The organism is Streptomyces sp. ICC4 (assembly GCF_003287915.1).
GTDB classification, from domain to species: domain Bacteria; phylum Actinomycetota; class Actinomycetes; order Streptomycetales; family Streptomycetaceae; genus Streptomyces; species Streptomyces tritrimontium.
In genome coordinates, this window is the sequence record NZ_CP030286.1 from 6,313,489 (window position 1) to 6,337,645 (window position 24,157).

Annotated in this window: 20 protein-coding genes; 12 read left to right on the forward strand and 8 right to left on the reverse strand. The window is 72.2% G+C overall.

Going from position 1 to position 24,157, the window contains the following annotated elements; all coding sequences use genetic code 11:
• Positions 1–50: 50 nt before the first annotated feature.
• Both DRB89_RS29495 and DRB89_RS29500 read right to left on the reverse strand, forming a co-directional pair.
• Complete coding sequence (locus DRB89_RS29495) at positions 51–560, reverse strand: MarR family transcriptional regulator (RefSeq protein ID WP_112451286.1); 510 nt, start codon at positions 558–560, stop codon at positions 51–53.
• A gap of 21 nt (positions 561–581) precedes the next feature.
• Positions 582–1,958, reverse strand: a complete 1,377-nt coding sequence (locus DRB89_RS29500; protein WP_112463482.1) for an MFS transporter — start codon at positions 1,956–1,958, stop codon at positions 582–584.
• 207 nt (positions 1,959–2,165) lie between these two features.
• Between DRB89_RS29500 and DRB89_RS29505 the strand changes: the two genes are divergently transcribed.
• On the forward strand, positions 2,166–3,152 hold the full coding sequence (locus DRB89_RS29505) for a DUF5937 family protein (protein WP_112451288.1): 987 nt from the start codon (positions 2,166–2,168) through the stop codon (positions 3,150–3,152).
• Positions 3,153–3,766: 614 nt separating this feature from the next.
• On the opposite strand, the gene DRB89_RS29510 is transcribed toward DRB89_RS29505, so the two are convergent.
• Together DRB89_RS29510 and DRB89_RS29515 are read right to left on the reverse strand one after the other, a co-directional pair.
• Positions 3,767–4,264: a GNAT family N-acetyltransferase gene (locus DRB89_RS29510; RefSeq protein ID WP_112451289.1), complete on the reverse strand. Its 498-nt coding sequence runs from the start codon at positions 4,262–4,264 to the stop codon at positions 3,767–3,769.
• Positions 4,261–4,632, reverse strand: a complete 372-nt coding sequence (locus DRB89_RS29515; RefSeq protein WP_112451290.1) for a metalloregulator ArsR/SmtB family transcription factor — start codon at positions 4,630–4,632, stop codon at positions 4,261–4,263. The genes DRB89_RS29510 and DRB89_RS29515 overlap by 4 nt, the downstream gene beginning before the upstream one ends.
• Before the next feature lie 295 nt (positions 4,633–4,927).
• Here DRB89_RS29515 and DRB89_RS29520 point away from each other — a divergent pair, with 295 nt between their 5' ends.
• Positions 4,928–6,286 carry an NAD(P)-binding domain-containing protein gene (locus DRB89_RS29520; RefSeq protein WP_112451291.1) on the forward strand — a complete coding sequence of 453 codons (1,359 nt, stop codon included), beginning with the start codon at positions 4,928–4,930 and terminating at the stop codon, positions 6,284–6,286.
• A gap of 58 nt (positions 6,287–6,344) precedes the next feature.
• Here DRB89_RS29520 and DRB89_RS29525 read toward each other — a convergent pair whose 3' ends face one another.
• Both DRB89_RS29525 and DRB89_RS29530 read right to left on the reverse strand, forming a co-directional pair.
• Positions 6,345–7,601 carry a helix-turn-helix transcriptional regulator gene (locus DRB89_RS29525; RefSeq protein ID WP_162688781.1) on the reverse strand — a complete coding sequence of 419 codons (1,257 nt, stop codon included), beginning with the start codon at positions 7,599–7,601 and terminating at the stop codon, positions 6,345–6,347.
• Positions 7,602–8,028: 427 nt separating this feature from the next.
• Entirely contained in the window at positions 8,029–8,796 is a 768-nt protein-coding gene (locus tag DRB89_RS29530; protein ID WP_112451293.1) for a DeoR/GlpR family DNA-binding transcription regulator, read from the reverse strand.
• Positions 8,797–8,964: 168 nt separating this feature from the next.
• Here DRB89_RS29530 and DRB89_RS29535 point away from each other — a divergent pair, with 168 nt between their 5' ends.
• The 7 genes from DRB89_RS29535 (at position 8,965) to DRB89_RS29565 (ending at position 16,981) form a co-directional block, all read left to right on the forward strand.
• Positions 8,965–10,221: an MFS transporter gene (locus tag DRB89_RS29535; RefSeq protein ID WP_112451294.1), complete on the forward strand. Its 1,257-nt coding sequence runs from the start codon at positions 8,965–8,967 to the stop codon at positions 10,219–10,221.
• Positions 10,222–10,284: 63 nt separating this feature from the next.
• Entirely contained in the window at positions 10,285–10,887 is a 603-nt protein-coding gene (locus tag DRB89_RS29540; RefSeq protein ID WP_112451295.1) for an HAD family phosphatase, read from the forward strand.
• On the forward strand, positions 10,884–11,528 hold the full coding sequence (locus DRB89_RS29545; protein WP_162688782.1) for a GPP34 family phosphoprotein: 645 nt from the start codon (positions 10,884–10,886) through the stop codon (positions 11,526–11,528). The genes DRB89_RS29540 and DRB89_RS29545 overlap by 4 nt, the downstream gene beginning before the upstream one ends.
• 236 nt (positions 11,529–11,764) lie before the next feature.
• Positions 11,765–13,033, forward strand: coding sequence for an aspartate aminotransferase family protein (locus tag DRB89_RS29550; RefSeq protein WP_112451297.1), 1,269 nt, complete (start codon positions 11,765–11,767; stop codon positions 13,031–13,033).
• On the forward strand, positions 13,030–14,016 hold the full coding sequence (locus tag DRB89_RS29555; RefSeq protein ID WP_239516386.1) for an inositol monophosphatase family protein: 987 nt from the start codon (positions 13,030–13,032) through the stop codon (positions 14,014–14,016). Before DRB89_RS29550 ends, DRB89_RS29555 begins: the two co-directional genes overlap by 4 nt.
• Positions 14,013–15,050 (forward strand): alcohol dehydrogenase catalytic domain-containing protein, encoded by a 1,038-nt coding sequence (locus DRB89_RS29560; RefSeq protein WP_112451298.1) that lies wholly within the window; start codon positions 14,013–14,015, stop codon positions 15,048–15,050. The genes DRB89_RS29555 and DRB89_RS29560 overlap by 4 nt, the downstream gene beginning before the upstream one ends.
• Positions 15,047–16,981 (forward strand): beta-galactosidase, encoded by a 1,935-nt coding sequence (locus DRB89_RS29565; RefSeq protein WP_112451299.1) that lies wholly within the window; start codon positions 15,047–15,049, stop codon positions 16,979–16,981. Before DRB89_RS29560 ends, DRB89_RS29565 begins: the two co-directional genes overlap by 4 nt.
• 303 nt (positions 16,982–17,284) lie before the next feature.
• Here the strand turns inward: DRB89_RS29565 and DRB89_RS29570 are convergent, their stop codons facing one another.
• Together DRB89_RS29570 and DRB89_RS29575 are read right to left on the reverse strand one after the other, a co-directional pair.
• Positions 17,285–18,067: a hypothetical protein gene (locus DRB89_RS29570; RefSeq protein WP_112463483.1), complete on the reverse strand. Its 783-nt coding sequence runs from the start codon at positions 18,065–18,067 to the stop codon at positions 17,285–17,287.
• 199 nt (positions 18,068–18,266) lie between these two features.
• Positions 18,267–19,946 carry a PucR family transcriptional regulator ligand-binding domain-containing protein gene (locus DRB89_RS29575; RefSeq protein ID WP_112451347.1) on the reverse strand — a complete coding sequence of 560 codons (1,680 nt, stop codon included), beginning with the start codon at positions 19,944–19,946 and terminating at the stop codon, positions 18,267–18,269.
• Positions 19,947–20,200: 254 nt separating this feature from the next.
• Between DRB89_RS29575 and DRB89_RS29580 the strand changes: the two genes are divergently transcribed.
• From DRB89_RS29580 to DRB89_RS29590, 3 genes are read left to right on the forward strand one after another with little or no spacing between them, the layout of a single operon-like run.
• Positions 20,201–21,097, forward strand: coding sequence for a xanthine dehydrogenase family protein subunit M (locus tag DRB89_RS29580; protein WP_112451346.1), 897 nt, complete (start codon positions 20,201–20,203; stop codon positions 21,095–21,097).
• Between the two features lie 2 nt (positions 21,098–21,099).
• A complete protein-coding gene (locus DRB89_RS29585; RefSeq protein WP_112451345.1) occupies positions 21,100–21,708 on the forward strand; it encodes a (2Fe-2S)-binding protein in 609 nt (202 codons plus the stop codon).
• Between the two features lie 2 nt (positions 21,709–21,710).
• Positions 21,711–24,116: a molybdopterin cofactor-binding domain-containing protein gene (locus DRB89_RS29590; protein WP_112451344.1), complete on the forward strand. Its 2,406-nt coding sequence runs from the start codon at positions 21,711–21,713 to the stop codon at positions 24,114–24,116.
• Positions 24,117–24,157 lie beyond the last annotated feature (41 nt).

Below are 24,157 nucleotides of genomic sequence, written 5' to 3' on the forward strand. Positions count from 1 at the left end.
CGATCTTGACGGGGGCCGCCTCCGCGGCCGGGGCCGCCGGGCGACCTGCGTCACTTCTCCTCGAAGTCCGCGGCGGCCACGCGCAGCGGGCGCAGGAGCGCGAAGATCTCCCCGCACTCCTCGGCGTCGTAGGCCCCCAGTCCGAAGTCGATCTCCATCAGCGCCCCGGTCGCCGCCTCGACGACCTCGCGGCCCTTGTCCGTGATCGACGCGAGCGTGCCGCGGCCGTCGTTCGGGTTGGGGCGCCTGGCGACGAGCCCGGACTTCACCAGCCGGTCCACGGTGTTCGTCACCGACGTCGGGTGGACCATCAGCCGCTCGCCGATCTTCGACATCGGCAGTTCCCCGGCCTTGGAGAAGGTCAGCAGCACCAGCGCCTCGTACCGCGCGAAGGTCAGGCCGTACGGCTTGACGACCGCGTCGACCTCCCCGAGCAGGATCTGGTGCGCCCGCATGATCGAGGTGATCGCGGCCATCGAGGGCACCGGACCCCAGCGCCGCTGCCACAGTTCGTCGGCGCGGGCGATCGGGTCGAAGGGAAGGCTGAGCGGTTTCGGCACGCACCAGACCCTACCGGGCGGTCATTTGGCGGCGGGATCCGTCTCACTCCTCGACCCCCCGCTCCGGCGCACCTCCGCGAGCAGCAGCAGGACGACCCCGGTGCCGAGGACGGCGGAGCCCGTGACCACCGTGTGGACCGGCAGGAATTCGGCGGCGAGGCCGGCCAGCGCCATGCCGACGCCCTGCAGGGTCATCAGACCGGTGCTGAGCAGCGTCATCGCCCGGCCGCGCAGGTCCGCGGGGACGGCGTCGAGGTACCACTGGTCGAGTCCGAGGGTGTACGCGTGGGACAGCCCGGCCGCCACGAGCGCGGCCAGCAGCAGCACCGTCCCGGGCCGGACCGCGTACACCAGCAGCGGCAGCAGCCCCGCGGCGGCGAGCGGCGCCGTGATCCGCGAACGCGTTCGGGCGGTGAGCGCGGAGCCCGCCCACAGCTCGCCGGCGATGGCGCCGGCCGGCATCGCGCACATCAGCAGCCCGAGCTCGGCGGTGGAGGCGCCGGCCCCGGCGGCGTACGGGGTGAGCAGCGCCTCGGGGACGACGAAGAAGAGCGGCGGCAGCCAGCACAACAGGGTGAGCGCCCGCAGCCGGCGCCCGCCCAGGACGGAGCGCAGTCCGGCGAGCGGCGAGGTGCGCCGCCCGGCGGCCGCGGCGCGGGCGGGCCGGTCCCGGGTGCCCAGGCGCAGCAGCAGGGCGGAGCCGAGGAAGCCGGCGGCCGTCAGGACGATGGCCCCGCGCGGGGCCAGCACGGTGAGCAGCAGTCCGCCGAGGCCGAAGCCGATGAGCTGGGCGCTCTGGGCCACCATGCGCAGCAGCGAGCGGCCCAGGACGTAGGCCTCGCCCTCGCCGAGGATGTCGGCGAGGGAGGCGCTGCGGGTGCCCTGGAACAGCGGCGCGACGAAGGCCATCGCGCAGCGCAGTACGAGGAGCAGCGCGACCGGGGTGCCGGGGGCGGCCATGGCCGCCGCGCAGGCCGCGCAGAGCAGGTCGCAGCCGACGAGCACGCGGCGGGCGGGCAGGCGGTCGGCGACCGGGGCGAGGAGGGTGCCGCCGAGGGCGAAGGGGAGGAAGCCGAGGGCGAAGGTGAGCGCGCTCATCAGGGGCGAGCCGGTGGCGCGGAAGACGAGGACGGTGAGGGAGATCTCGGCGACGACCACGCCGAGCACGGACAGCAGGTGCGCGGCGAAGACGGGCCGGAACTCCCGGACGCGGAAGACGGAGCGGTAGCCGGCGGGTTCCTGCGCGGGGGCGCGAACGGGATCCGCGGGGTGCGCCCCGACCCCGGCGGCCCCCGCCGCGGCGGCGTGGCCGGGCACCCGCTCCGGGTCGGGGCCGGCGGCTCCCTCGGGGGCGGTACCGGTTGCGGCGGCGGTCCCGCCCGGGTCGATGGTGGTCATACGGGCCACCCTGGCGGCGCCTAGGGTGGGAGGACAGAGATTCGCCCCAGCCCGAATCACCGCTGCCCGCGGCGCCGGGTCCCGGGCCGGGCCGGGCGCGGCCGAGCCTGGCGCCTGGCGCCGAGCCTGGTGCCTGGGCTGGCGCCCGGCCCGGCCCGGCCGAGTCATGCCGAGTCATGCCGAGCAGTCCTACCCCCGGAGGGATCCGTGCCCTTCCACTTCCGCTTCGGCCCGGCGGACCTGATGCGCTGCCGGTTCTCGATCTCGCCCCGCTGGGAGACCCAGGAGGCGGTGCGGGTCCTGAAGCAGCCCCTGCGGCAGGCCTACCACCTGCCCTGGCTCCGCCGGATCCGCTCGGCGGCCGACGGTCTGGACCTGCGGCCGCTGTGGCTGCTGATGCCCCGCACCGGCCACAACCCGGACTTCCTCAGCCCGCCGCCGACGGGCCCGTCGGTCACCTTCGAGGAGGAGCTGGCGCGGGTCCGGGCCGCCGACCCCGGGGCCGCGCACGAAGATCTGCGGCGCTCCCTGGTCTGCACCCCGGGCGCGCTGGAGAGCGCGGCCGGGCAGCGGATGCTGGCGGATCCGGCGCGGGCGGTCCGGGAGCTGGCCGATCTGTACGAGCTGGCCTGGCGGACGCTGGTCGCCCCGCACTGGCCCCGGCTGCGGTCGCTGCTGGAGGCGGACGTCCTGTTCCACTCGCGACGGCTGGCCGCGGGCGGGCTGGAGGCCCTGTTCGACGGCCTCCACCCGGATCTGAGCTGGTCGGGGAAGACCCTCACCATCGCCCGCCGGGGCCACCACGACCGCTCCCTGGACGGCCAGGGACTCCTCCTCATGCCGAGCGCCTTCGTCTGGCCGGAGGTGGTGGGCGGCTACGACCCGCCGTGGCAGCCGACCCTGGTGTACCCGGCCCGGGGCATCGGCGCACTGTGGACGGCCCCGGCGGGACCGGCCCCGGCGGCCCTGGCCCGCCTCCTGGGGCGGGCCCGCGCCGACGTCCTGTGCGCGCTGGCCGAGCCGGCCTCGACCACCGCGCTGGCCCACCGCCTGTCCCTGGCCCCCTCCACCGTCTCCTCCCACCTGAAGGCCCTCAAGGAAGGGGGCCTCCTCGTCTCCTCCCGCCACGGCCACCAGATCCTCTACGAACGCACCCCCCTGGCCATCGCCCTCTCCAGCCCCTCCGGCGCGTGAGGAGCGGAGTCCAGGCGCAGCCCGGGGAGCGGCGGAAGAGCGGGTGAGCGTGGGAGTTGTATAAGGAACCGGAGGGTCGTCGCGGTCCCGTCCGGGTGGGCGGTGACGTGGTCGAGGCGGCTCAGGACCCGGGCCGGGTCGAGGTCGAGGTCTCCCAGGGCGCGGGTGGCCCTGCGCGGTTGTCCCGTGGTGGGTGGCGGCGCGGACTCCGGGCCCCGTGGCGTCGCCGACCACGAGGGCGGTCCTGCCCCGAGGGGGGATCGCGTCGAACCGGCCCGCCGCCGATCCCGCAGATCCTGCCGATCCCGCGCGTCGCCGTGTCGGGCTGGTGCGGGCCGTGATCTTCAGGCCTGCGGGGCGGGGGAGGAGGCCGCGCGGGGGTCTCGGTGGCGTGCGGGTACGCACTCCCGGGCATCGCCCCTGCCTCCGTGCCCGCCTTCATCGGCGCCAGTGGTGGGTGCCGTGGTGGGCCTGGCCCTGGTGGCGGTCATCTCCACGCGCGGCGCGACCGAGCAGGGTCAGCCCGCGGTCTGACGCGGCGCACCGTTGCCCCGCTCGCCCGTCCGTCCGTCCGCCCGCTCGCCCGTCCGCCCGCCCGTCCGTCGTCCGCCCGCTCAGTCGACGACCGTGCTGCGGCGCTCCAGCAGCACCACGTCCCGCCAGACGCCGTGGTGGCGGCCGATGCGTTCACGGGTGCCGATGATCCGGAAGCCCGCGCGTGCGTGGACGGCGAGGCTGGCGGAGTTCTCGGGGAAGATCCCGGACTGGATCGTCCAGATGCCCGCCGCTTCCGTCGAGGCGATCAGAGCCTGGAGCAGGGCGCGGGCCGCGCCGCGGCCCCGCGCGGCCGGGTCGACGTACACGGAGTGCTCGACGACGCCCGCGTATGCGCACCGGTCCGAGACGGCCGTCGCGGCGACCCAGCCGAGGACCGTGCCGTCCTCGTCCACCGCTGCGAAGCGGTGCCCGGGCAGCTTGGAGGCGTCGAACGCCTCCCAGGCCGGGGCGGCGGTTTCGAAGGTCGCGTTGCCCTCGTCGATCCCGGCCCGGTAGATCGCCAGTACCGCGTCAGCGTGCTCGGGGAGCAGCGGGGTGATGCGCATCCCCGTCATGCCGTCTTCGCCGCACCGGCCAGGAGGGCGCTCATGGCGGCGAGCACGGAGGGCTCGACGCGGTAGTACACCCAGGTTCCGCGTCGTTCGGAGGACAGCAGCCCGGCTTCCTTCAGCTTCTTCAGGTGGTGGGAGACGGTGGGCTGGGAGACGCCGACGTCGGAGATGTCGCACACGCAGGCCTCGCCGCCCTCGTGCGAGGCGACGGAGGAGAACAGGCGCAGGCGGACCGGGTCACCCAGCGCCTTGAACATCTTCGCCGCAACCTCCGCCTCATCCGCGGACATGGGGCGCTCGTTCAGTGGCGGGCAGCACGGCGCGATGGCCTGATCGGCTTCCAGGAGCGGCAGAAGGTTCGCATTCGACATACGTCTATGTTGACACATGTCGAAGCAGGACAGGACAGCAGGACAGCGGGACGGCAGGACGGCAGGACAGCAGGACAGTAGGACGGCAGGACAGCAGGGGTGCCGGCGCCGGCCGCGGCGCGATGACCCGCTGCCCGACGCGCGAGGCGGGCAGCGGGTCCGCCCCGGGCAAGGGCCTGCAGGGCCTGCGGAAGCCCTGAGAATTCGATGAATGTCTATGTTGACGTTCGTCGAATCAGGTGCAACGCTGGTCGTGCAAGCCATCGACGGATGTCGAAACAACGAGGAGCCCACCGTGAACGCGCCTGCCATCACCGACCTGCCCGTCGTCGTCATCGGGGCCGGTCCGGCCGGCCTCGCGGCCGCAGCCCACCTGCTCGACCGCGGCATCGAACCCCTCGTCCTGGAAGCCGGTCCGGCGGCGGGCGGCGCCGTCCGCGAGTGGGCGCACGTACGCCTGTTCTCCGCTTGGGGCGAGGTCGTCGACCCGGTGGCCGAGAAGCTCCTCGCACCCACCGGCTGGGTCACGCCGGATCCCGCCACCTACCCCTCCGGCGGCGACTGGGTCGAGCGCTACCTCCAGCCGCTGGCCGACGTCCTGGGCGGGCGGGTCCGCTACGACGCGACCGTCACCGGCGTCTCCCGGGCTGGCCGCGACCGCATCGTCGACGCCGACCGCGAGGCCCAGCCCTTCGTGGTCCACCATGCCGCGGCCGACGGCAGCGAGGCCCGCGTCTTCGCCCGCGCCGTCATCGACGCCTCCGGCACCTGGTCCACCCCCAGCCCGGCCGGCGGCAGCGGCCTTGCCGCACTCGGAGAGAAGGGCGCGGCCGACCGCTTCGCCTACCGCGTCCCGAACCTCAAGGACCCGGCCGTCCGAGCCCGGTACGCCGGCAAGCGCACCGCCGTGATCGGTTCCGGAGCCTCCGCCTTCACCGCCCTCGCCCACCTCGCCGACCTCGCGAAGAGCGAACAGGGCACCCACGCGGCCTGGATCCTCCGACGGGGCATCTCCGGGTCCACTTTCGGAGGTGGCGAAGCCGACGAGCTCCCCGCCCGCGGCGCCCTCGGCCTCGCCGCGAAGGCCGCCGTCGACGCCGGCCATGCGGACGCGGTCACCGGCTTCCGTACCGAGGCCGTCGAGCGCGACACCGACGGCCGCCTGGTCCTCGTCGGCGAGGACGGCCGCCGCCTCGAACCCGTCGACGAGGTCATCGTGCTCACCGGCTTCCGCCCCGACCTCACCTTCCTCGACGAGCTCCGCCTCAACCTCGACGAGCGCCTCCAGGCTCCCACCGAACTGGCCCCGCTGATCGACCCCAACCAGCACTCCTGCGGCACCGTCTACCCCCACGGCGTGAACGAGCTCTCGCACCCGGAGAAGGACGTCTACCTCGTCGGCATGAAGTCCTACGGCCGCGCCCCGACCTTCCTGGCCATGACCGGCTACGAGCAGGTCCGCTCCATCGCCGCACACCTCGCCGGCGACAGGGAAGCCGCCGAGCGCGTCGAACTCACCCTCCCCGAGACCGGAGTCTGCGGCGGCGCGGGCCTCTTCGACCAGCCCGAGGCCGCCGAGGAGACCGGCGGCGGCTGCTGCGCGACCCCGGCGACCCTCACCATCGGCGCCCCGGCCCGTTCCGGCGGCTGCTGACCCCGGCGACCGGCCCCCGCGTCGCGAGCGGCTCTCTTGGCGGACGGCTCCGGAGGTGTCAGTGGTACGCCTCCTGGAGGCGGCCGATCCGCTCCGCGGAGTACTTGGTACCGCGGTCCCCTGACAGGTGGATCCAGGTGCCGCTGTCCTCGGTGCACCGCGGGGGCTCAGGAGTTTCCGGCACGGGCACGGGCACGGGTGCGGGCATGGGTGTGGGCATGGGCATGAGCTCGGGCATGGGCCCGGGGGCTGACATCGATGTCGAGACGTTCGTGCGGGCGGTCTCCGGGGCCTCGGGTGCGAGCAGCCCGTGCAACTGGGCCAGGTAGCCGAGCTGGAAGCGGCTCGTCGCGCCCAACTGGCGCATGATCGCTGATACATGGCGCTGGCAGGTGCGCACCGAGATGCCGAGGGCGCGGGCCGTGACGCGGTCGTCGTCACCCTGCATCAGGTGCTGGAGTATGGAGCGTTTCGCCTGGTCGGCGACGTCCTGGATGAAGGCCTTCTCGCGGGGTTTGCCGATGTGCTCGCCCGTCGCCCACAGGACGTCGAACATCTCGGCGACGAAGGCGACCAGGTCAGGGCTGCGGACGAGCAGTGCCCCGCCGGCCCCGCCCGCCGTTTCCCGGAGGGGGAGGACGAGCAGGGCCCGGTCGAAGACCAGGCACCCGGCCAGGCCGCCGGAAACCGTCCTGGCTTCGGCGCCGAGAGCGGCCAGCTCGGCTTCGTACCGCACGGTCGGCGGGTCGAAGCGGGCCGAGTGCTGGTAGAGCGCGCGCACGAGCACACCGCGGGAGAGGAGGTCGCGGTCGCGGTCGCGGTGCCGCCCGGCCGCGGGCAGGGGGCCGCCCGGCTGTGCGCGGAGCAGCTCCTTCGTGCAAGCGGCGGAGTGGCTCTCGATGATGTACCGGAGTTCGTCCGACGAATCGATGAGCTCCAACGGCGGCCCCTCCAGGGTGCGGTGGCGCGAAGCGTGCACGATGGCCAGTTCCGCGAGCTGCCCCCGCATGCGCAGCAGGTCGAGCTGGGCTCCCTGTACGCGCTCCTCCCACTCCTTGAGCAACTGCGCGGACACGTCGGTCGGGTTGGTGGCCGCGAAGCAGTCGGGGCCGATCTGCTGGACGAGGCCGGTGGAGACGAGGGTGTCGAGGGTGTCGAGGGCGTGGGCCGCGGTCTCGGGTTCCGCCCGGGTGAGCACCTGGCTCGACTGGAGGGGGCCCTGCTCCGCGAACTCCCGGTAGAGGTCCATCTCTTCGGGGGTGAGCTCCCGGGGGCGGTCACGGTCCTGCGGGCGTTTCAGTGCGGCTCGTTTCATGGGGTGCCCTCTCGTTCGCATCCGTCGCGATCGCGATGCTAGGAGACTCCGCCCGGGCCCGCCGACCGGGGAACGTGTATCGGCCATGCTTGCCGGGTGCGGGAGCGGGCCGGAGGGCGGCGCGACATCCCTGGGCCACAGCGGAATTCGGCGGGTGGCTCGAACCTGCCGACTGGACGGTATGCCCCTTCGGGGATGGCCGGAACGCGTACCCCGTGCTTGAAACTTGCAGCAAGTTCTTGCTGTCGTCTTTCCGACAGTCGGTAACACGACGGTCGTCCCCCATTGGCGGGGGCCGCCGCGCCCTCGATGCTGAAGGGGCGCGCGCCGATCCAAAGACGCGCAGTAACCGGAAGGTTCTCGTTCCCATGCATCCCAGACGGCCGGCCGGCCCCGCCCTCCGGAGCCGCCGGACCGGCTCCCAGACTCAGTCGTCCGCCGGGTGGACCACCTCGACGCCCTGGTCACGGAGCACTTCGACCGCGGGGGAGTCCGCGGGAGCGTCCGTGACGACGAGGGCGATCTCCTCCATGGAGCAGATGCGGCCCAGCGCCGCACGGCCGATCTTGTCGGCGGTCGCGACGAGGATCACGCGCTGTGCCGAGGCGACCGCCGCCCGCTTCACCTGTACGTCGTCGAGGTTGTAGGCGGTGGCGCCCTGGACGGGGTCGACCCCGCAGCAGCCCAGGATGAACGTGTCGAAGCACAGGTCCTTGAAGGTCTGCACGGGTGCGTGGCCGTAAAAGGACAGCTCTTCGGGGCGCACCTGGCCGCCGGGCATCACCAGTTGGATGCCGGGATTCGAGGACAAGGTGAAGGCCGCGTGCAGGGAAAGCGGTGTGACGGTGAACTGGCGGTCGGACATGGCCTTTGCGATGGCGACAGCCGTCGTGCCCGTATCCAGTGCGACGGTCTCGCCGTCGGTGAGCAGTTCGACCACGGCGCGCCCGAGCCGCTCCTTGGCCCGCGCTCCGGACATGGCCCGGATCGCGTAGGGGGGCTCGACGCCGCCGGGCAGGCTGTTCACGGCGCCGCCGCGCACCCGGCGCAGTGCTCCCCGGGACTCCAACACCTCCAGATCCCGGCGGATGGTCATCTCGGACGCCCCGGTGGTCTGGGCCAGCTCGGCCACCGTCGCGCGGTTCTGCCGCATGAGCAGTCCCACGACGAACTTGTGCCTCTCCATCACGTTCATGTGTCTGCTTTTAGCACAGATGGGGCGCTGGAGCCCTGCTGAGCGTTTCGCACATCGATACTGTTGAAATGAACATTCTCGGTGTGTAGCGTGATCGCAGCAACGTGAACTTCCTGCCGATGTGAACGTCGATCGTGTTCATTAGGCCATGACCGATGAAGGAGAGCGATGACCGCCACCAGCGAGGCCGATCTGCCAGAAGGGGGGAAGCCCCTCCTCACCACCGTCGCGATCGTCGCCTCGTGCCTGGCGTTCATGGTGATCGGCGCCCTCCAGGCGCTCTACGGTCCGGCGATCCCGGCCCTGCGGGACGAGTTCGGCATCAGTCCGGCCGTGGCCGGTCTGAGCCTCAGCGCGCACTTCGTCGGAGCCCTCCTCGGAGTGCTGATCTACCACCTCCTGCGGGGCCGCCTGAACAACCGGGTGCTGCTCGGCAGCTCGTACCTGCTCATGGCCGTCGGCGCGGTGGTCTTCGCCTTCTCCCCGAGCTGGGCCCTCGCCCTGGCCGGCACGTTCGTCATCGGACTGGGCTTCGGCGGCATCGACTACGGCCTCAACCAGCTCTTCGCCGTCGGGTTCGGCCGCCGCAGCACCGCCATGCTCAACCTGCTGAACGGGCACTTCGGCATCGGCGCGATCGCCGGTCCCGCCCTGATCGGCTGGCTCGGGGCGGACAGCTACCCGGAGATCTTCGTGGGCACCGGCGTGATCAGCCTGCTGATCCTCTTCACCCTCGGCGGGGTCGCCGCCAGGGAGCCCGCCCCCGCCCCCGTGGAAGGCGCATCGGCAGGCGGCGCCCGGGTACTCCCGATCATCGGGGTGTTCATCGGGATCTACGTCCTGCACGTCGCCATCGAGACCGGTGTCGGCGGCTGGGAACCCACCCACCTCGAAGCCGTCGGATACGGCGCCGCCACCGCCGCGACCGCGACCTCCGCCTACTGGGCCGCCCTGACCATCGGCCGGTTCATCGCCGCGCCGATCAGCCTGCGCTGGCCCGCGCCGTCGATCCTCATGGTCTGCTGCGCCGGCATGGCCGGCTTCCTCCTCCTGGCGACGGTCCCGGCTTTCGCCCCGTACGCGTACTTCGGCGTCGGCCTGATGATCGCGCCGATCTTCCCGACCTGCCTGCCCTGGCTGAACCGCGCCGTGCCCGGCGTGGCCGCCGCCGGTGCCTATGTGATCGCCGCCTCGATGATCGGCGGGGTGGCGTTCCCGCCCCTGCTGGGTGCCGTCATCGACACGATGGAGGTGAAGACGGTGCCGCTGCTGCTGTTCCTGCTCGCCGTCATCTGCGGCGTGCTGAGCCTGTGGCTGCGCCGCAACGCCCCCGACCTCGGTGGCGTGTCCGGTCCGAGCGACCCCGGACGCAAGGACTCCGGGCACGCGGACCCCGGGCGCACGGACTCCGTCACCACCCTCTGAACGCTGATCGCCACCCTCTGCACTCCGAACGCCCTGAACCCGTAGAACGTGAGGAACCGAAGGATGAAAGCCGTCCTCTTCGACATGTTCGGTGTCATCGCACGTGTCCAGTCGCCCGAGTCCATGGCCGCCCTGGAACGCACGGCCGGCGGCGACCCCGACCGCTTCTGGGCGGCGTACTGGTCACAGCGGCCCCCCTACGACCGCGGCGAGGTCACGGGGCCCGACTACTGGCAAGCGGTCTGCGCGGAACTGGGCATCCCCCGCGACCTGCGGCTGACCGATGAGCTGACCGCCGCCGACCTCGCCAGCTGGAGCGAGATCGACCAGCGGACGGTGGACCTGCTCGGCCTCCTCGCCGACAGGGGGGTCGTGCTCGGCCTCCTCTCCAACATTCCCGAGGACCTGGCCGTCCTGTACGAGGCCACCCACCCGTGGCTGGAGCGGTTCGCGGTCCGCGGACTGTCCTGCCGGATCGGCAGCGCCAAGCCCGAGCCCGCCGCCTACGAGTGGTGCGTGCGCGAGCTCGGACTGCCGCCCGAGGAGGTCCTGTTCGTCGACGACCGGGCCGAGAACGTGGACGCCGCATGCCGACTGGGCCTCCAGGGGCACGTGTTCACCTCGCCAGAAGCCTTGTGGGACGTACTGGAGACGACGTTGACATGACGACGCCGGCGCAGCTGTACGCCCTGTGTGCCGCCGCGCACGGCAGCTTCCCGCCGCCGCGCCGCGAGACCGAGACCGGCCGGGGGCTCGCCGGCGCGATGCTCCTCCAGGGCGTGCTGGCCGGCCGGCTGGACCTGTCCGGCGACCGGGTCAGACCGACCGGGCGGGGCCGCCGCGGTGACCCGGTGCTGGACGCGTTCCTGGCGCGCGTCGAGGCTTCCGCCCGAGACCGGGAGCCGTCCGACTGGGTGGAACGCCTGGGTCCCGCGGCGCTCGCCTCCTCCTCCTCCTCCTCCTCCTCCTGCTCCGCCTCCGCCGCCTCCTCCTCCCGTCCAGTGCTCCTCCCGGGCGGCGCGGGTCCACCTGCCGGCCTGCGGCCCCCGGAGGCGCTGAGACGGGTGCGGCGTTCGGTGGGGGACCCCGACCGGTCCGTACGGCACGCGGTGGCCGCGGGTGCGCTGATCGCGGCGTCCGGACTGCACGACCTGTGCTGGCCAGACCTGTCCCGGCGCGAGGCGACCCGGCACACGCTGCGGGCCGTGGCCGCGCTGGGACCGGCGGGGCTGCCCGCCGCCCGCGCCGCGACGGCGGTCTCCCGTTCGCTGAGCGGCTCCACCGGCGCCCTCGCATTTCACGGCTAGACAGTCCACATCGGAAAGAGATCTGCATCTCCAAAAGGCCGCTTGTCAGGGCGAGTTGGAATGTGATCTTATGAATGGGAAGGCGCCACCGTGAGATCCCCGTCTGAATTGGGTGAAGCATCCGGGCCGCCCCCCGCCGGCAGCAAGCCGTATCCCCCTTCTTTTCATTTGGGCGTGAGTCGTATGTCCGCCGCCCGTGCCTTGACGTTCTCGAACGACCCCTGTGAGAGGGACCGATGGAAACCAAGGATGTTACCGAGCACATCTATTACCCCGTCAGCGACTACAAAATGGCGCGGGGCGAGGGTGTCTACCTCTACGACGAGGACGGGAAGAGCTACCTCGACTGCGCGTCGGCGACGTTCAACCTGAGCCTGGGATACTCCCACCCGGACGTCGTCGCCGCGATGAAGGACCAGATCGACAAGGTGATCCACATCACCTCCTCCTATCAGAGCGACCCGGTCAACGGCCTGGTCCAGCGTCTGGTGGAGGTCTCTCCGGACAACCTGACGAAGGTGCACCCCAAGGTCTCGGGCGGCTCGGCCGCCAACGAGGGCGCCATCAAGATGGCCCAGCTGGCCACCGGCAAGTCCGACGTCATCACGCTGTTCCGCAGTCACGTGGGACAGACGATGATGATGACGTCGATGTCGGGCAACGCGTTCCGCCGCGAGCCGTTCCCCAACCTCTTCCCCGGCAGCCTCCAGGTACCCGACCCGTACTGCTTCCGCTGCTTCTACGGGCAGAAGGAGGGCTCCTGCGGGATGATGTGCGTGGACCGGCTCGAGGACTTCGTCGAATACGCCAGCTCCGGCCGGGTAGCCGCCGTACTCATCGAGCCGATATCCGGAAACGGCGGCAACATCGTCCCGCCGGACGGCTACATGCAGAAACTGCGCGCCTTCTGCGACGAGCAGAACATCGCCCTCATATTCGACGAGATCCAGACGGGCATCGGCCGCACCGGCCACATGTTCGCGGCCCAGTACTTCGACGTCGAACCCGACGCCATCACCACGGCCAAGGGCCTCGGCGGATCGGGTGCGCAGGTCGCCGCCATCATCACCAACGAGCGGCTCGCCGGCCTCCCCGCGGCCCACCACTCGTTCACCTACGGCGCCAACCTGCTGGCCGCCGCGGCGGCCAACGCCACCCTCGACATCGTGCGGAAGCCCGAGTTCCTGGCGAACGTCACCCGTACCGGCGGCTACATCATGGAACGCCTCAACGACATGAAGCGCCGCTACCCGGAGATCGTGGACGTCCGCGGCGTCGGACTGATGATCGGCTTCGAGATGGCCGAACCCGACGGCAAGCCCGCCGTGAAGCTCACCAACCACCTGGCCACCAAGGCCATGGACCACGGCCTGATCCTGCGCACCTCGCGGTACGGCTACGGCAACGTCCTCAAGATCCGCCCGCCGCTGATCCTCACCATGGACCAGGCCGAGGAGATCTGCGACAAGCTGGAGAACCTCTTCCTCGCGGAGCTGGCCCGATGACCGACGATGACCCGATGGCCGACGACACCCCGATGAAGCGGCTGCTCACCTCCCTCGGACAGCACGTCCGCGCCGAGCTCCTCGCCTACGAGGCCACCGGCCGCGAGCGCAGCGTCCACGGCGACTCGCCCGGCGGCGACGCCCAGTTCGACGTCGACGAGGTGGCCGAGAAGGCCGTACTGGACTACCTGCGCGAGCACGCCCACGTCCCCGCGGCCCTCTACACCGAGGACGGCTCCTACGTCGAGCTCGCCGCCGATCCGCAGATCCTCCTCGTCGTCGACCCGATCGACGGCACCCGCCCCACCTCGGCCGGCCTCGAGATGGGCATGGTGTCCATCGCGGCCGCCCCCTACGGCGACGGCAAGCCCACCCTCGCCGACGTCGACGCCGCCTGCCTGGTCGAGATCAAGAGCGGCGCCTGGCTGTACGGTGACGAGGCCTCCGGCCTGGTCAGCGGCGGATTCACCACCCCGGTCCCGCGGTTGAGCCGGAACACCGACCCGACCCACATGTTCTGGTCGATCGAGTTCAACGGCCACCCGATGGACCTGATGACCGCGGCGTACGGCCACCTCGTGGACCAATCGGCCAACACCGGCGGCATCTTCGTCTTCAACAGCAGCACCTTCTCCATCTCCCGCATCATCACCGGCCAGCTCGACGCCTACGTCGACATCGGCAACCGCGTGCTGCGCGACCACCCGGACACCGAAGAAGCGTTCCTGCGGGTCGGCCGCGGCTCGATCCTGCACCTCTTCCCCTACGACATCGCCGCCGTCGTCTACCTCGCCCGGCAGGCCGGCGTCGTCATCACGGACGCCTACGGCGACGACCTCGGCAGCACCTCGCTGGTGGACCTCGGCCCGATGAACCAGAAGTCCTGCATCGCCGCCGCCACGCCCGAACTCCACAAGCAGCTGCTCGACACCATCCGCTGGGACCTGGGCCGCGCCGCCGCGCCCGCGAGGGAGGAATCATGAAGGCCCTGACGCTGACCGCGGAGCGAACGCTCACCCTCGTCGACCACCCCAAGCCGGAGCCGCTGGCCGCGGACGACATCGTCATCCGCGTCACCCAGAGCGGCATCTGCGGCACCGACCGCAGCGTCCTCGTCGGCAAGTTCCCGGCCGAGACCGGTGTCGTCATGGGCCACGAGGCCGTCGGCTTCGTCGACTCCACCGGCCCGGGCGTCACCCGCTTCGCCGTCGGCGACCGGGTCATCGTCAACCCCACCCTGTACTGCGGCAACTGTGCCAACTGCCTCGAAGGCCACTGGAACTTCTGCGGCCGCAAGGCCGGGACCGAGGTCGGACTGGACTACGACGGCTCCTTCGCCGAGTTCATCCGCCTTCCTGAGCTCTTCTGCCACGCCGTCCCCGAGGACATGGACTTCGACCGCGCCGTCGTCGTCGAACCGCTCGCCTGCGCGCTCAACAACATCGAGGCCGGCCGCCTGGCGGCGGGCGAGACCGCCGTCATCGTCGGTGGCGGCCCCATGGGCGTGGTCACCGCCATGGCCGCCCAGCTGTACGGCGCCACGGTCCTCCTCGTCGAGCCCGACCCGGTACGCGGCCGGCTCGGCCAGGAGATCTTCGACGCCCCCGAGTTCGGCGGCCGCGTCACCGTCCACACCCCGGACGACCCCGCCCTCGCCGAGCGCGGCGACCTCGTCGTCGACTCCGTCGGCAACCTCCTGGAGCAGAGCATCGGCTACGCCGCCGTCCGCGGCCGCGTCGTCGTCATGGGCTTCAACAGCAACGCCTCCGCCACCGTCCGGCCGCTCGCCCTGCTCCAGCGCGGCCTGCAGATCATCGGCGCCGGCGACTACAACAGCATGATCTTCCCCAAGGCCGTCGAGCTGGCCCGGCAGCTGCCGCTGGAGCGCGTGGTCACCCACCGCTTCGCGCTCGCCGACCACGAAGAGGCGTTCAAGGCCCTCGCCGCCGTCCCCGGCACCGAGTACACCGCCCTGAAGGTCGTCCTCGTACCTCCGCACCCCGGGGCGGACGCATGAGTCCTACGCGGCGCACCTCATTCGCCGAGGCGCTCGTCCCCGGCACCACCCGGCCCGTCGTCATCGGCGAGTACCCGTACTACCGGGCCGACCCCGCCAACTGGGCCGCCAACCTGAGCGAACTGCGCGCCCTGGGCGTGGACGTCGTCTCCTGCTACCTCCCGTGGCGCTTCCACGAGACCGTCGGGCCGCTCGGCGGGGGAGAGGGAGACCGCTCCTTCGACTTCACCGGGAAGACCGACCCGCAGCGCGATGTCGTCGGACTGCTGGAGCTGGCCGCCGCCGCCGGGCTGGGCGTCCTCCTCAAGCCCGGGCCCTTCATCCACGCCGAGGTCCAGCTCGGCGGGCTGCCCGACCGCCTCTGCGGCCCCGAGCACACCCCGTACCAGGGGCTGGACGGCACCGTCCTCACCTCCCAGGGCAAGCCGCTGCCCAGCCTTCTCGACCCGGCCGTCCAGGCCGAGACCGAGACCTGGCTGAAGGCCGTCGCCGACGAGGTCGTCGCCGGGGCCACCGCCCCCGACGGTCCCGTCGTCGCCCTCCAGCTCGGCAACGAAGGCACCTGCGGGGACGCCCACCTCCCCGTGGACGCCCAGGACGCCTCGCCCCCCGCCCGCCGGGCCTTCGCCCACTGGCTCACCGGACGCGGCCTGCCCGACGAGGCCGCCCTCGCCGCCCAGGACGTCTCCCGGTGGACCAGCGCCACGCGTCAGCTGTGGTCCCGGTGGTCCGGCCACGCCATCGTCGGCCTGTGGGACCGGATCTCCGCCCTCTTCCCCGAAGGCCCGGCCCGGCTGGCCAACGTCCCCCTCACCGAGGTCACCGCACCGCGCGCCGCGCTCGACGCCTGGGCCGCACGCCAGCGCGCCATCCAGGGCTCCGGGTACTTCGTCGGCCACACCGAATGGATCGGCAATCCGGCGCGGGAGACCACCGCATTCGGGTCCCACCTGGCCGGGATCCTCCTCGGCGGCACCGACGTGGCCGAGGCGAACTGGGGGTTCACCTGGACCGACGAGTCCTACGCCCGGCCGGCGACCCCCGTCTTCAACGCCCTGCTGGCCCTCCTGCTGGGCTCCACCACCGTCAGCGTCTACACCGCCTGCGCCACGGAGAACTGGGGTCCCCTGGTCGACATGGACCCCGACGGCCTGCGCGCCGAAGGGGTGGATCCCGGCCTGCACGCACCGCCGTACACCCCGGGTGCGCCGCTCGCCGAGTCCGGTTCCCACCAGGCCAACGCCGAGGGCCTGCGCCTGCTGGCCGCGTTCCTCGAACGCTTCGGCGCCCTGCTGACCGGCAGCGTCCTGGACCGCGACGCGGTGGTCCTCGTCGACCGGGCCCTGCCCGAGGCCGGTGCCTGGCAGCGCACCGGCCGTACGGTCCTCGCGGAACTGGCCGAAGCCGTTGACCTTCAACTGGCCGGCTCCGGGCTGCTGTTCGGGCTCGGCTGGCTCGACGAGAAGCCGGCGCCCGCCGCCGACGGCACGCCCGTCCCCGTCGCCGTGCTGCGGGCCGGGCACGCCGACGGCGACCTCCCCGGCGAGTTGAGGCTCCGGGCCGACCGGTCCGCCGACGGCGCGGCCGCCGCGTTCCTCGCCTCGTTCGCCGCCGGGCTCCAGGCTCCGGCCGTCCGGAGCTGGACCACGGCGCACGGGAGAGCCCGCCTCCTGAGCCGGTCCGGCCCCGACGGCGTCCGCGTCATCGGAGCCTTCAACCCCACCGGTGCCGACGACCAGGTCACCGGCACCGGCACCGGCACCGGCACCGGCTGGACGCTGGACCTGCCCGCCGGCTCCGCCGCGGTCCTCGTCACCCGCGACGGCGCACTCACGGGATGGCTCGCCACCCCCGAGGAGCCGTCCGGCACCCCCGCCGCCCTCACCTGGGGCGGCGAACCGGCCGACGCGAAGCGCGTCACGGCCTCCTGAGAACCCGGGCGGCGGGGGTGCGTACCTGACAGCGCGCCCCCCGCCGCCCGGCACGGCCGGCGGCAGTCCTGCCGGTGGTGCGGAGACCGACGCCGCGCGCGGCACGGTCGCCCGGCTGTCCCCTCTACACCTCTTACCCCCTGCTGAGCCGACCACCCGCACCCGCCCGCGGCCCGAAGACCGGCAGGGTGCACCGCCGTCGCCGGGGGCCGGCCCCCGGACCCCCGCGCCTCAAACGCCGGCGGGGCTGGGTTGCCGGCCCTGCCCTGCCCTGCCCTGCCCGGTCCCGGGGCGGGGTGTGGGTCAGGACGGGACCGCGGGGGTCGGGTGGAGCTGGTCCGCCAGCCAGGTGGGGATGCCGCCCAGCAGGTGGAACAGGCGGCGGGCCTCCGCACGGAGGCGGGCGGCCTCCGGCTCGGGCTCGGCTTCGGCCAGGGCGGCGAGCGCCGGGGCCGTGCCCACCAGGAAGCCCAGGTCCTCCCGGATCCGGAGGGATTCCGCGAAGCCCTTGCGGGCCTCGGCGACCTCCCCGTCCCGGAGGGACAGCGCGGCCAGGTGCCGCCAGGTGAAGGACAGCAGCAGGGTGTCGCCGTGGGCCAGCGCCCCCGCATGGGCCCGCCGGTAGGCGGGCAGCGCCGACTGCGGGGCGTCCGCGAGGTGCTCGGCGACCAGCCCGCGCCGGAAGTCCAGCAGCGGCCGGGTCCGGGACCCCGGCGACAGCAGCGCCGCCGCCCGGCCCAGCGCGGAGCGGGCCTCGTCGGCCCGGTCCCGCACGCCCAGTACGGTCGCCGCGTACGCCAGGTGCCCCCGCTCGCAGGCCGCCGCGCCCCGGTCGTCGTCGTCCTGGGACACGGCCTCGGCCACGCGCAGCGCGTCCTCGGCCTCGGCCCAGCCCTGCCCGGTGAACAGGCAGCGCTCGACCAGCAGCGCGGTCCGCTGGACGGCGGCTCCGGCATCGTGCAAGTGCGGCGTCAGCAGGGCCGCCGCGTCGGTCCAACAGCCGCGCGAGCGCAGCCGCCATATCGCCCGCTGGAGGGGGTCGTCTCCCCCGGTAGTTCCGGCACCGGACATGGCGGTATCCGCCACATTGCCCTCCCCAAAGCAACCAAGCAGCACGTCGTTGAGCCCTGGGGCGAAATGAGAGCACGGATCGGCGGGTTCGGCCAAGGGGTCGGGTGAACTCTTTCACAAAGTCCGGACGGATCATCAGTCGACCCCGCTCCGCCGAGGCCGCGGCCGCGACCGGCCCGACCGGCCCCGAGGGCCGGTCAGAACCGGAATCTCCTCAGCTCATCCGCAGTGCGAGGAAGAAGTCGAGCTTGTCCTCCAGCCGGGAAAGGTCCCGCGCCGTCAACTGCTCGATTCGCCCGACCCGGTACCTCAGCGTGTTGACGTGTAGGTGCAGCCGCGTCGCGCAGCGGGTCCACGAGCCGTCGCAGTCGAGGAAGGCCTCGAGCGTGGGGATGAGCTCCGCGCGGTGGCGGCGGTCGTAGTCGCGCAGCGGGTCGAGCAGCCGGGCGGTGAAGGCGCGCCGCACGTCGTCCGGGACGAACGGCAGCAGCAGGACGTGCGAGGCCAGCTCGTGGTGGCCGGCCGCGCAGACCCGGCCCGGGCGGGCCGCCGCGACCCGGCGGGCGTGCCGGGCCTCCTCCAGGGCTCCGCGCAGCCCCTCGGCGGAGTGCACGGCCGCGCTGACGCCCAGCGTGAGCCGGCCGTCGTCGGCCAGTCCGGCCGCCAGGGGCTCCCGTACGGCCGAGAGCAGCGTCTCCGCGTGCAGGGCGGTGTCGGGGCCCTTCTCCTCCCCGGGCTCCCCGGTCGGGGCGGGCAGCGGCACGAGGGCGATCGCCTCGTCCCCGGCGTGCGCGACGGCGATCCGGTCCGAGGGCTCGGGCCCGGAGACGGACGGGTCGACGAGGATCTCTTCCAGCAGGGACTGGGCCACGGGTCCGCCGGCGATGTCCCCGCCGTCCCAGTCCACCCGGGCCACCACGACCTGCCAGTGCGGGGCGGCCCCCAGGCCCGGCAGGAGCACCGGCGCGGCCACCCGCAGGCGGGCGGCGATCTCGGCGGGCGGGGCGCCCGTCTGGACCAGCTCCAGGACCTCCTGGGCGAGGCGGCGGCGTACGGTGCGGGCCGCGTCGCGGCGGTCCCGCTCGACCGCGATCAGCTGGGTGACGCCCTGGAGCAGGTCGAGCCGCTCGGCGGGCCAGTCGCCCGCGTCGGCCTCGACGGCGAGCAGCCAGTCGGAGAGCACGCTCTCGCGGACGTCCCGCCCGGCCGGACCGGTCGCGCCCCGCCCGGCTCCCCTGATCGGGAAGAGGGAGTAGGTAATACCCTGGATGGAGATCCGGTGCGGGCCCCGGCGGCCCGTCCGGACCGCCGCGAGGTGTTCGCTCGCCAGTGCCGCGCAGACGCCCGGCGCCAGCGGCTCCCCGGCCCCGGCGATCTGCCGGCCCGTGGGTGAGAGCACCCAGGCCCGGAGATCGAGGTCGGTGGTGAGCAGATCGAGCACCACGTCGGGGCCGCCGCCGGCCGGACCGGACGTCATGAGGCGGCGGTGGCGGTCCACCACGGCCGCGAGATCGCCGGCGCGCTCGCCGGACACCTGCCGGACCACATACTCGGTGATCGTGGCGAATGCAACGTCTTCGTTTACGGCGAACAACGGCAGACGGTTGCGTAGACACGCCGAGACGAGGTCGTCGGGAATGTCACCCAGCTCGGCCTCGCCGGCCGCGAGCCCGGCCACGCCGGCGCTCGCGAGGATTCGTACGAACGGCTCGGAGTCGGCTGAATTTCGTCTCCAGGCCAGGCCAGTGAGGACCAGCTCCCCTCCGGAGAGGTATCGGCTGGGATCACGCAGGTCGGTCGTCATGACCCCGCGGACCGTCCGGTCGAGTTCTTCCTCGCCGCCGAGCAGCCGCAGCCCCAGCGCCTCGGTTTCCAGCAGTGCGCGCAGCCGCATGATGTCGCCGCCGATCTGTCTCGAATGTTGCCGTTGGAAATCGGGCAGGTCGTCGCATCCTGCCTTTCATACGAATCTACAAGACGAGGGAGGTCCCCAGCCAACTCCTTCATGGTTTCGGTGACTGCACCCGGGGGACGGATGGCCGCTGTACTGAGTCCACACCGCGTTAACAGCACGTGAACGACCAGTCGAGGGCCCAACGGCCTCCTGGCTTGAAGTGAACGACCCGATTAAGAAGAAGAGAGCCGCACATGGACTTCCTTCGCCCCGCCAGCTGGGAGGAGGCGCTCGCCGCTAAGGCCGAGTTCCCCACAGCTGTGCCGATCGCGGGTGGCACCGATGTGATGGTCGAGATCAACTTCGACCACCGTCGGCCGGAGTACCTCCTGGACCTGAACCGCATCGGTCTCCTGCGGGAGTGGGAGGTCGGCGAGGACGTGGTTCGTCTGGGCGCCTCCGTCCCGTACACGCAGATCATGGAGAACCTCCGCACGGAGCTTCCGGGACTCGCGCTCGCCTCGCACACGGTCGCGTCCCCGCAGATCCGCAACCGCGGCGGTGTCGGCGGCAACCTCGGTTGCGCCTCGCCGGCCGGCGACTCCCACCCCGCGCTGCTCGCGGCGGGCGCCGAGGTCGAGGTGGAGTCCGTACGCGGATCCCGCCTGATCCCGATCGACGAGTTCTACACCGGCGTCAAGCGCAACGCGCTGGCCGCCGACGAGCTCATCAAGACCGTCCACGTCAAGAAGGCGGACGGCCCCCAGCAGTACTCCAAGGTCGGCTCCCGCAACGCGATGGTCATCGCCGTCTGCGCGTTCGGCCTGGCGCTGCACCCCGAGACCCGCACGGTCCGGACCGGCATCGGTTCGGCCGCGCCGACCCCGATCCGGGCGAAGGCCGCCGAGGAGTTCCTGGGCGCCGCGCTCGAAGAGGGCGGCTTCTGGGAGTCCGGCAAGGTCATCACCCCGTCGATCGCCAAGCAGTTCGGTGACCTCGCCTCCGGCGCGGCCAACCCGATCGACGACGTCCGCGGCACGGCGAAGTACCGCCGCCACGCGGTCGGCATCATGGCTCGCCGCCAGCTCGTCTGGACGTGGGAGCAGTACCGCGGTTCGAACAACGGCCGCTCGCTTGAAGGGGCTGCGTAATCATGCGCGTCAATTTCACTGTCAACGGCCGTCCGCAGGAAGCCGACGACGTCTGGGAGGGCGAGTCCCTCCTCTACGTCCTGCGCGAGCGCCTGGGCCTGCCCGGTTCGAAGAACGCCTGTGAGCAGGGCGAGTGCGGTTCCTGCACCGTCCGTCTCGACGGCGTGCCGGTCTGTTCCTGTCTGGTCGCGGCCGGTCAGGTCGAGGGCCGCGACGTCGTGACCGTCGAGGGCCTGGCGGAGTTCGCCAAGCAGCGCGACGAGCACGGCCACGGCGGTGCCTGCGGCACCGGCGGCGGCTGCGGCTCCAAGGGCGGCGTCACCCTGGACGCGGCCAAGCAGTGGCAGGCCAAGCCGGGCGACTCGCAGACCGGCGAGGGCGTGGAGCTCTCCACGATCCAGCAGGCGTTCATCGACGCCGGCGCGGTCCAGTGCGGTTTCTGCACCCCGGGTCTGCTCGTCCAGGCAGACGCGCTGCTGGAGGAGAACCCCTCCCCGTCCGACCAGGACATCCGTGAGTCCCTGTCCGGCAACCTCTGCCGCTGCACGGGCTACGAGAAGATCCTCGACGCGGTCCGCCTCGCGGCCGCCCGTCAGTCTGAGGCGGTCTGACCATGGCCCAGAACACGCGCACGGTCCCGGCGGGTACGCCGACCAACGTCACGCAGAAGCACAACAAGGGCGGCATCGGCGAGTCCACGCTGCGCCCGGACGGCACCCTCAAGGTGACCGGTGAGTTCGCGTACTCCTCGGACATGTGGCACGAGGACATGCTGTGGGGCCAGACCCTGCGCTCCACCGTGGCCCACGCCGAGATCGTCTCGATCGACATCTCCGAGGCCCTGGCGATGCCGGGCGTCTACTCGGTGCTGACGTACGACGACCTGCCGGCCGAGATGAAGAACTACGGCCTGGAGATCCAGGACACCCCGGTTCTCGCCAACGGCCGGGTCCGTCACCACGGTGAGCCGGTCGCCCTCGTGGCCGCCGACCACCCGGAGACCGCCCGCCGCGCGGCCGCCAAGATCAAGATCGACTACCGTGAGCTGCCGCTCGTCACGGACGAGGCCTCCGCCCTCGCCCCCGGCGCGCCGCTGATCCACGAGGGCCGGGACGACCACCACATCGGTCACGTCCCGCACCCGAACATCGTGCACCGCCAGCCGATCATCCGCGGCAACGTGGAAGAGGCCCGGAAGCGCGCCGACGTCATCGTCGAGGGCGAGTACACCTTCGGCATGCAGGACCAGGCCTTCCTCGGCCCGGAGTCCGGTCTGGCCGTGCCGTCCGAGGACGGCGGTGTCGAGCTGTACGTGGCCACCCAGTGGCTGCACTCGGACCTCCAGCAGATCGCCCCGGTCCTGGGCCTGCCGCCGGAGAAGGTCCGCATGACGCTCTCGGGCGTCGGCGGTGCCTTCGGTGGCCGCGAGGACATTTCGATGCAGATCCACGCCTGCCTCCTGGCCCTGGCCACGAACAAGCCGGTCAAGATCGTCTACAACCGTTTCGAGTCCTTCTTCGGCCACGTGCACCGTCACCCGGCGAAGCTGTACTACGAGCACGGCGCCACCAAGGACGGCAAGCTCACGCACATGAAGTGCAAGATCGTCCTGGACGGCGGCGCGTACGCGTCCGCTTCCCCGGCGGTCGTGGGCAACGCCTCCTCGCTCTCGGTCGGTCCCTACGTCCTGGAGGACGTGGACATCGAGGCGATCGCGCTCTACACGAACAACCCGCCCTGTGGCGCGATGCGCGGCTTCGGCGCCGTCCAGGCCTGCTTCGCCTACGAGGCCCAGATGGACAAGCTCGCGGCGAAGCTGGGCATGGACCCGGTCGAGTTCCGCCAGCTCAACGCCATGGAGCAGGGCACGATCATGCCCACCGGCCAGGTCGTGGACGCCCCGGCGCCCGTCGCCGAGCTGCTGCGCCGGGTCAAGGCCCGTCCGATGCCGCCGGAGCGCCAGTGGGAGTCCGCCGGCGAGAGCGCGGACGTCCGCGCGCTGCCGGGCGGCCTCTCCAACACCACCCACGGCGAAGGCGTCGTCCGCGGCGTCGGCTACGCGGTCGGCATCAAGAACGTCGGCTTCTCCGAGGGCTTCGACGACTACTCCACCGCCCGCGTGACCCTCGAGGTCATCAACGGCGAGGCCGTGGCGATGGTCCACACGGCCATGGCGGAGGTCGGCCAGGGCGGCATCACCGTCCACGCGCAGATCGCCCGTACGGAGCTGGGTGTCACGCAGGTGACCATCCACCCGGCCGACACGCAGGTCGGCTCCGCCGGTTCCACGTCCGCCTCGCGGCAGACGTACATGACCGGTGGCGCCGTGAAGAACACCTGTGAGGCCGTCCGCGAGGCGGTCCTGGAGATCGGCCGGCGCAAGAACGGCTCGTACCACCCCGCGTGGGCGACCGCCGAGCTGCTCCTCGAAGGCGGAAAGGTCGTCACGGACGGCGGAGAGGTCCTCGCGGACCTCGCCGACATCCTGGAGGGCGAGGACGCGATCGACATCGAGCTCGAGTTCCGCCACGCCGCGACCGAGCCCTTCGACCTGGTCACCGGCCAGGGCAACGGTCACGTCCAGTACACCTTCGCCGCGCACCGCGCGGTCGTCGAGGTGGACACCGAGCTCGGCCTCGTCAAGGTCGTCGAGCTCGCCACCGCCCAGGACGTGGGCAAGGCGCTGAACATGCTCTCCGTGGTCGGCCAGATCCAGGGTGGTACCACCCAGGGCCTGGGCGTCGCGATCATGGAAGAGATCATCGTGGACCCGAAGACCGCGAAGGTGCGCAACCCCTCCTTCACGGACTACCTGATCCCCACCATCCTCGACACCCCGACCATCCCGGTCGACGTCCTGGAGCTCGCCGACCCGAAGGCCCCGTACGGCCTGCGCGGCATGGGCGAGGCCCCGACCCTCTCGTCCACCCCGGCCGTCATCGCGGCGATCCGGGCGGCGACCGGTCTGGAGATCAACAAGACGCCGATCCGTCCGGAACTGCTCACCGGCACCCTCTAGGACGGCGTGGTCCGGGGGCCGCGAGGCCCCCGGACCCCCCC

Excerpts from the sequence above, each read along its gene's own strand:
- DRB89_RS29585 (WP_112451345.1), top strand. The coding sequence starts at position 21,100 with ATGCGCGTCAATTTCACTGTCAACGGCCGTCCGCAGGAAGCCGACGAC.
- DRB89_RS29525 (WP_162688781.1), bottom strand. The coding sequence starts at position 7,601 with ATGAAACGAGCCGCACTGAAACGCCCGCAGGACCGTGACCGCCCCCGG.
- DRB89_RS29575 (WP_112451347.1), bottom strand. The coding sequence starts at position 19,946 with ATGCGGCTGCGCGCACTGCTGGAAACCGAGGCGCTGGGGCTGCGGCTG.
- DRB89_RS29550 (WP_112451297.1), top strand. The coding sequence starts at position 11,765 with ATGGAAACCAAGGATGTTACCGAGCACATCTATTACCCCGTCAGCGAC.
- DRB89_RS29515 (WP_112451290.1), bottom strand. The coding sequence starts at position 4,632 with ATGTCGAATGCGAACCTTCTGCCGCTCCTGGAAGCCGATCAGGCCATC.
- DRB89_RS29565 (WP_112451299.1), top strand. The coding sequence starts at position 15,047 with ATGAGTCCTACGCGGCGCACCTCATTCGCCGAGGCGCTCGTCCCCGGC.
- DRB89_RS29545 (WP_162688782.1), top strand. The coding sequence starts at position 10,884 with ATGACGACGCCGGCGCAGCTGTACGCCCTGTGTGCCGCCGCGCACGGC.
- DRB89_RS29500 (WP_112463482.1), bottom strand. The coding sequence starts at position 1,958 with ATGACCACCATCGACCCGGGCGGGACCGCCGCCGCAACCGGTACCGCC.
- DRB89_RS29530 (WP_112451293.1), bottom strand. The coding sequence starts at position 8,796 with ATGAACGTGATGGAGAGGCACAAGTTCGTCGTGGGACTGCTCATGCGG.
- DRB89_RS29580 (WP_112451346.1), top strand. The coding sequence starts at position 20,201 with ATGGACTTCCTTCGCCCCGCCAGCTGGGAGGAGGCGCTCGCCGCTAAG.
- DRB89_RS29560 (WP_112451298.1), top strand. The coding sequence starts at position 14,013 with ATGAAGGCCCTGACGCTGACCGCGGAGCGAACGCTCACCCTCGTCGAC.
- DRB89_RS29510 (WP_112451289.1), bottom strand. The coding sequence starts at position 4,264 with ATGACGGGGATGCGCATCACCCCGCTGCTCCCCGAGCACGCTGACGCG.
- DRB89_RS29555 (WP_239516386.1), top strand. The coding sequence starts at position 13,030 with ATGACCGACGATGACCCGATGGCCGACGACACCCCGATGAAGCGGCTG.
- DRB89_RS29535 (WP_112451294.1), top strand. The coding sequence starts at position 8,965 with ATGACCGCCACCAGCGAGGCCGATCTGCCAGAAGGGGGGAAGCCCCTC.
- DRB89_RS29540 (WP_112451295.1), top strand. The coding sequence starts at position 10,285 with ATGAAAGCCGTCCTCTTCGACATGTTCGGTGTCATCGCACGTGTCCAG.
- DRB89_RS29590 (WP_112451344.1), top strand. The coding sequence starts at position 21,711 with ATGGCCCAGAACACGCGCACGGTCCCGGCGGGTACGCCGACCAACGTC.